5 protein-coding genes are annotated in these 7,201 nt (G+C 71.7%); 1 reads left to right on the forward strand and 4 read right to left on the reverse strand.

Annotated elements, in window-relative coordinates:
* Positions 1 to 78: 78 nt before the first annotated feature.
* The 4 genes from ACFV5H_RS24540 to ACFV5H_RS24555 all read right to left on the reverse strand — a co-directional run bounded on the left by ACFV5H_RS24540 (position 79) and on the right by ACFV5H_RS24555 (position 3,414).
* Complete coding sequence (locus ACFV5H_RS24540) at positions 79 to 546, reverse strand: GNAT family N-acetyltransferase (RefSeq protein WP_385054811.1); 468 nt, start codon at positions 544 to 546, stop codon at positions 79 to 81.
* Positions 543 to 1,487, reverse strand: coding sequence for an RluA family pseudouridine synthase (locus ACFV5H_RS24545; RefSeq protein WP_385054808.1), 945 nt, complete (start codon positions 1,485 to 1,487; stop codon positions 543 to 545). Before ACFV5H_RS24545 ends, ACFV5H_RS24540 begins: the two co-directional genes overlap by 4 nt.
* A 43-nt stretch (positions 1,488 to 1,530) precedes the next feature.
* Positions 1,531 to 2,127: a signal peptidase II gene (lspA, locus tag ACFV5H_RS24550; protein ID WP_385054806.1), complete on the reverse strand. Its 597-nt coding sequence runs from the start codon at positions 2,125 to 2,127 to the stop codon at positions 1,531 to 1,533.
* A gap of 66 nt (positions 2,128 to 2,193) precedes the next feature.
* Entirely contained in the window at positions 2,194 to 3,414 is a 1,221-nt protein-coding gene (locus ACFV5H_RS24555) for a TraR/DksA C4-type zinc finger protein (protein WP_385197294.1), read from the reverse strand.
* Between the two features lie 579 nt (positions 3,415 to 3,993).
* On the opposite strand from ACFV5H_RS24555, the gene ileS reads away from it, so the two are divergent.
* Entirely contained in the window at positions 3,994 to 7,137 is a 3,144-nt protein-coding gene (gene ileS / locus ACFV5H_RS24560) for an isoleucine--tRNA ligase (RefSeq protein ID WP_385054801.1), read from the forward strand.
* The last annotated feature ends 64 nt before the right edge of the window (positions 7,138 to 7,201 follow it).

Raw genomic sequence — 7,201 nt, forward strand, 5'->3', positions numbered from 1 at the left:
CTCCGGGCGGATCGACGATCGGCGGGCGGATCTCCACCCTGCCACGTCGACGCCCTCACCGGCCGTTCGCGGCCTCCGCTACAGAACGCGCCGCATGGCCCGGTGCGGGATCCCCGCGTCCGGGAACTCGGGCCCGTACGCCTCGTAGCCCAGCCGCTCGTAGAAACCGAGGGCGTGCGTCTGCGCGTGCAGGTCGACGGCGGTGAGGCCCCGGTCGCGGGCCGCCTCCTCGATGGCCCGCACCAGCGCCGCGCCGACGCCGAGGCCCCGCGCCCGGCTCGTCACCGCGAGCCGGCCCAGCGAGCCGACCGCCGGGTCGCCGCCGTTCTTCGCCGCGGCGGCCTCGCCGTGCAGCAGCCGTCCGGTGCCGAGGGGTGTGCCGTCCGCCGCGACCGCCAGCACATGGACGGCCCCGGCGTCGTAGGCGTCGTACTCGATGTCCTCGGGGACACCCTGCTCGGCGACGAAGACCTCCTTGCGGACCGCGAAGCACGCCTCGCGGTCGGCGGACTCCTCCGCCACCCGGACCACGTGGCCGGCGCTCATGCGTAGGTCTCCTCGCGGACCTGTTCCAGCGCCTGCTGAAGGTCGTCGGGGTAGTCGCAGGAGAACTCCACCCACTGCCCGTCGCCGGGGTGCTCGAAGCCCAGACGTACGGCGTGCAGCCACTGGCGGGTCAGGCGGAGCCGCTTGGCGAGCGTGGGGTCGGCGCCGTAGGTGAGGTCACCGACGCAGGGGTGCCGGTGGGCGGCCATGTGGACGCGGATCTGGTGGGTGCGGCCGGTCTCCAGCTTGACGTCGAGCAGGGAGGCGGCGCGGAAGGCCTCGATGAGGTCGTAGTGCGTGACGGACGGCTTGCCCTCGGCGGTGACGGCCCACTTGTAGTCGTGCTGCGGGTGGCGGCCGATGGGGGCGTCGATGGTGCCGCTGGTCGGGTCGGGGTGGCCCTGGACGAGCGTGTGGTAGCGCTTGTCGACCGTGCGCTCCTTGAACTGGCGCTTCAGCGACGTGTACGCGTACTCCGACTTGGCGACGACCATCAGGCCGGAGGTGCCGACGTCGAGGCGGTGCACGATGCCCTGGCGCTCGGCGGCGCCTGAGGTCGAGATGCGGTACCCGGCGGCGGCGAGGCCCCCGATCACCGTCGGGCCGGTCCAGCCCGGCGAGGGGTGGGCGGCGACGCCGACGGGCTTGACGATCACGACCACGTCGTCGTCGTCGTGCACGATCTCCATGCCCTCGACCGGCTCGGCGACCACCTGCACCGGCGCGGGCGCCTGCGGCATCTCCACCTCGAGCCAGGCGCCGCCGCTGACCCGCTCGGACTTGCCGACCACCGACCCGTCGACCGTGACCTTCCCCGCGGCGGCGAGCTCGGCCGCCTTGGTGCGGGAGAAGCCGAACATGCGGGAGATGGCGGCGTCGACGCGCTCGCCCTCCAGGCCGTCCGGCACGGGCAGGGTACGGATCTCGGGAATCGTGCTCACCCGTCGAGTATGCCGGACGGGTCCGACAACCCCGTACGCGCGTTCAGTCCTTGTGGACGGTGCCGTCCGGGTCGAGGCCGCGGAACGACAGCAGCACGATCAGGATGCCGCCGCACACGATCGCCGAGTCCGCCAGGTTGAACACGGCGAAGTGCTTGGGCGCGATGAAGTCGACCACCGCGCCCTCGAAGACGCCCGGCGAGCGGAAGATCCGGTCGGTGAGGTTGCCGAGGGCGCCGCCGAGCAGCAGGCCCAGCGCGATCGCCCAGGGCAGGCTGTAAAGCTTGCGGGCGAGGCGGATGATCACCACGATCACGGACGCGGCGATCACCGTGAAGATCACGGTGAAGGCCTCGCCGAAGCCGAAGGCCGCGCCCGCGTTGCGGATCGCCTCGAAGCGCAGCCAGTCCCCGACGATCTCGATGGGCTCGTGGTGCTCCAGCTTGGCGACCACGATCATCTTGCTGATCAGATCGAGGGCGTACGCGAACACGGCGACGGCGAACAGCACGGCGATCCGCCGCTTGCCGCGGGGCCGCTCGGCCTCCGCCGACGTCGCCCCGGTGCCGGCCCGTTCCCGCTCCTCCCGGTCCGCGTCCGGGGTGTCCGGCGTACCGATGATGCGCTCCGCCTCTGCCACGTGAGTCCCTCAACCTAGGTACCTGACTAAAGGACGAGGGTACGGCACGCCCCGCGCGCCCGCCGATCAGTACCGTCGCTCCTGCTTCTGCTTGCACTCGACGCACAGGGTGGCCCGGGGAAAGGCCTGCATACGGGCCTTTCCGATGGGGTCGCCGCAGTTCTCGCAGAGGCCGTAGGTACCGGCGTCGAGGCGCTGGAGGGCGCGCTCGAACTGGGTGAGCATCTCGCGCGCGTTCGCGGCGAGCGCGAGTTCGTGCTCGCGCGTGATGTTCTTGGTGCCGGTGTCGGCGTCGTCGTCGCCCGCGCCGTCGCCGGAGTCCCGCATCAGGCCGGCCAGCGACTGCTCGGAGGAGGTGATCTCCTCGCGCAGCCGCAGCACCTCGGACGTCAGCTCGGCCCGCGCCTCCTCGGCCTCTTCCGGAGTCCAGGGCTCCTCCCCCGGACGCACCGCGAGGTCGCCCGGCTCCGCCGCGCCGATCCGGGCCTTGGGTACGGGGCTCTTCGCCGCCGTGGCCGTGCCAGGAGTCTTCTTCGCACCCACCGTCGTCACTCCCGTCTGCGCCGCGGCATCCACCGCGTCCGCGTCATCGGCCGTGCTGTGCCCGGCCACATCCTGTACGGGCCCACCGGCCCCGCTCCCCGGGAGGCCGGCCTCCCGGGAACCCGCGGAAGCCGCCTCCCGGACGGCACCCTTCCCCGACCCCTTCTTCCCCACGGCACCCCCACCAGGCACCACCGCCTCGGCAGCCACCTTTTTGGCGGCCGCCTTCTTCACCCCGGCCGGCTTCTTCGCCCCGGCCGGCTTCTTCACCGCAGCCTTCCCGACGGACGCCCCCTCGACGGCCTCCTCCTTCGCCCCGGCCTCCCCGGCAGAAGCCCCCTCGACGGCCGGCTTCCGCGCGGTGGCCTTTCCCGCGGACGCCCCGTCGACGGGCGGTTTCTTCACCGTGGCCTTCCCTGCGGGCGCCTCCTCGACGGCCGGCTTCCGCGCGGTGGCCTTTTTCGTGGGTGCCTTCCTGGTCGCGGCCTTCTTCCTGGGTGTTCCGGCGGATGGCTTCGACGCCACCGGCTCGCCGTCGTGCGCCGTCCGCGCCGTCGTCTTCCCCGCCGTCTTCCTGGCGGGTGCCCCCGTCACCCTGCCCGTCGCCTTCTTCGCCGTCGTGGTCCGCGTGGGTGCCTTCGCCGCCGCCGCGGCTCCGGCCGTCCCACCCGCCCTCTCGGCCCCACCGCCGGGAGCGGCGCCGGACGGTGCCGGCTGCTGTACGGCGGTCTTCTTCGCCACCATGGCCGCGGCCCCTTCACATATTGTGATCTTGCGCGCGAATCGTGCTGGGACGATAAATCGACTCGAGTCCCGCGGCAACGGGGCGCACCGCCCGATTCCTCGCCCCGCGGACGCCGCGCGGCGAACCTTCATGCGTTGTGCCCAGCTCCCCGCCGGGTATGCCGCCGACACGGACGTCCCGGGATCCGGACGGGCGCACTTCGCCATTCGAGGTACGCCGGGTCGCACGGCGAGCGGAAATCCGGTCGGCCGCTGTCCCCGCCGCGCCGTACACTGGGCGGAGCGAAAAGCGTGGATGGGGACGAGTAGCGGCGTACGCAGCCCAGAGCGACCCGGGGACGGTGTGAGCCCGGGGGCGAGCGCGACGTGAAGATCACCCCGGAGCCGCCGGAGGAAACCCCTGTACGGGGCGGTAGAACCGGCATCGCGACCCCAATGAGGGGGCTCACCGGAGCACACGACGCACCGGGGGGCCAAGGAGGGTGGTACCGCGGGAGCGCGCCGACGGCGGCGCAGGGATCGACACAGCTCTCGTCCCTCCGGACGGAAGGCAGCAAGTCCGCCGGAGGAAGCCCGCTGATGACAACGCCGACGTACCGCCAGGTACCCGCCCAGGTCGACCTGCCCGCCCTCGAGCACGCCGTGCTCGAGTTCTGGCGCGAACAGAAGATCTTCGCCAAGAGCCTGGAGCAGTCCGAGGGCCGCCCCGAATGGGTGTTCTACGAGGGCCCGCCCACCGCCAACGGCATGCCCGGCGCCCACCACATCGAGGCCCGCGTCTTCAAGGACGTCTTTCCCCGCTTCCGCACCATGCGCGGCTACCACGTGGCCCGCAAGGCCGGCTGGGACTGCCACGGCCTCCCGGTGGAGCTGGCCGTCGAGAAGGAGCTCGGCTTCTCCGGCAAGCAGGACATCGAGGCGTACGGCATCGCCGAGTTCAACGCCAGGTGCCGCGAGTCGGTGACCCGGCACACCGACGCCTTCACCGAGCTGACGACCCGCATGGGCTACTGGGTCGACCTCGACGACGCCTACCGCACCATGGACCCGGAGTACGTCGAGTCCGTCTGGTGGTCGCTGAAGGAGATCTTCAACAAGGGCCTGCTGGTCCAGGACCACCGCGTCGCCCCCTGGTGCCCGCGCTGCGGCACCGGCCTGTCCGACCACGAGCTGGCGCAGGGCTACGAGACGGTCGTCGACCCGTCCGTCTACGTCCGCTTCCCGCTCACCTCGGGACCGCTGGCCGGCGAGGCCGCGCTGGTCGTCTGGACGACGACCCCGTGGACCCTGGTCTCCAACACGGCCGTCGCCGCCCACCCCGAGGTCACCTACGTCGTCGCCACGAACGGCGAGGAGAAGCTGGTCGTCGCCGAGCCGCTGCTCACCAAGGCCCTCGGCGAGGGCTGGGAGGCCACCGGCCAGTCCTTCACCGGCGCCGAGATGGAGCGCTGGACGTACCGGCGCCCCTTCGAGCTGGTCGAGTTCCCCGAGCCCGCGCACTACGTGGTGAACGCCGACTACGTCACCACCGAGGACGGCACCGGCCTCGTCCACCAGTCCCCCGCCTTCGGTGAGGACGACCTCAAGGTCTGCCGCTCCTACGGCCTGCCCGTGGTCAACCCGGTCCGCCCCGACGGCACCTTCGAGGAGGACGTCCCGCTGGTCGGCGGCGTCTTCTTCAAGAAGGCCGACGAGAAGCTCACCGCCGACCTCGACGAGCGCGGCCTGCTCTTCAAGCACATCCCGTACGAGCACAGCTACCCGCACTGCTGGCGCTGCCACACCGCGCTGCTCTACTACGCGCAGCCGTCCTGGTACATCCGCACCACCGCCGTCAAGGACCGGCTGCTCCAGGAGAACGAGAACACCAACTGGTTCCCGGACACGGTCAAGAACGGCCGCTACGGCGACTGGCTGAACAACAACATCGACTGGGCGCTCTCCCGCAACCGCTACTGGGGCACCCCGCTGCCGATCTGGCGCTGCGAGGACGACCACCTCACGGTCGTCGGCTCCCGCGCGGAGCTCACCGGGCTGACCGGCACCGACCAGTCGGGCCTCGACCCGCACCGCCCGTACATCGACGAGGTCACCTTCGCGTGCGCGCAGGGCGGCTGCGGCAAGACGGCCACACGCGTGCCGGAGGTCATCGACGCCTGGTACGACTCGGGCTCCATGCCGTTCGCGCAGTGGGGCTACCCGTACAAGAACAAGGAGCTGTTCGAGGCCCGCTACCCGGCGCAGTTCATCAGCGAGGCCATCGACCAGACCCGCGGCTGGTTCTACACGCTGATGGCGATCGGCACCCTGGTCTTCGACAGGTCGTCGTACGAGAACGTCGTCTGCCTCGGTCACATCCTCGCCGAGGACGGCCGCAAGATGTCCAAGCACCTGGGCAACATCCTGCAGCCGATCCCGTTGATGGACCAGCACGGCGCCGACGCGGTCCGCTGGTTCATGGCGGCCGGCGGTTCCCCCTGGGCGGCCCGCCGGGTGGGCCACGGCACCATCCAGGAGGTCGTCCGCAAGACGCTCCTGACGTACTGGAACACGGTCGCCTTCCAGGCCCTGTACGCCCGTACGTCGAACTGGGCGCCGTCGGCGGCCGACCCGGCCCCGGCCGACCGCCCGGTCCTGGACCGCTGGCTGCTCTCCGAACTGCACGCGCTCACCGACCAGGTGACCCAGGCGCTGGAGGGGTACGACACCCAGCGCGCCGGCAAGCTGCTCTCCGCGTTCGTCGACGACCTGTCCAACTGGTACGTCCGCCGCTCCCGGCGCCGCTTCTGGCAGGGCGACAAGGCCGCGCTGCGCACGCTGCACGAGGTCGTGGAGACGGTCACCAAGCTGATGGCCCCGCTGACCCCGTTCATCACCGAGCGGGTCTGGCAGGACCTGATCGCCCCGGTCACCCCGGGCGCCCCCGAGTCGGTGCACCTGTCCGCGTGGCCGGAGGCGGACCTGTCCGCGATCGACCCGGAGCTGTCGAAGCAGATGGTGCTGGTGCGCCGGCTCGTGGAGCTGGGCCGGGCCACCCGCGCGGAGTCGGGCGTGAAGACCCGCCAGCCGCTGAAGCGCGCGCTGATCGCGGCGGGCGGCTTCAGCGCCCTCGACCCCGAGCTGCACACGCAGATCACGGAGGAGCTGAACGTCGAGTCGCTGGCGTCGCTGTCCGAGGTGGGCGGCTCGCTGGTGGACACCACGGCGAAGGCCAACTTCCGTGCGCTGGGCAAGCGGTTCGGCAAGCGGGTCCAGGACGTGGCCAAGGCGGTCGCGAACGCGGACGCCGCCGCGCTCTCCCTGGCGCTGCGCGAGGGCACGGCCTCGGTGGAGGTCGACGGTGAGACGATCACCCTGGCCCCGGACGAGGTGATCATCACGGAGACCCCGCGCGAGGGCTGGTCGGTGGCGTCCGACGCCGGTGCCACGGTCGCCCTCGACCTGGAGATCACCGAGGAGTTGCGCCGCGCGGGGCTCGCGCGGGACGCGATCCGGCTGATCCAGGAGGCCCGCAAGAACAGCGGCCTCGACGTGGCCGACCGGATCGCCCTGCGCTGGACGGCGACGGAACCGGCGACGGTCGCCGCGCTGACGGAGCACGCGGGACTGATCGCGGAGGAGGTCCTGGCGACGGACTTCGCGCAGGGTGAGGCGGACGACACGTACGGCACGCCGTTCACCGACGAGGGCCTGTCCCTGACGTTCCGCCTGCGCAAGGCGTAAGGCGCCGGTGAGCCCCGCGCCCCAAGGGGCGCGGGGAACTGCGCGATCAGCCACACACGATCCG

Source organism: Streptomyces sp. NPDC059787 (assembly GCF_042732315.1).
Classification (GTDB): domain Bacteria; phylum Actinomycetota; class Actinomycetes; order Streptomycetales; family Streptomycetaceae; genus Streptomyces; species Streptomyces atrovirens.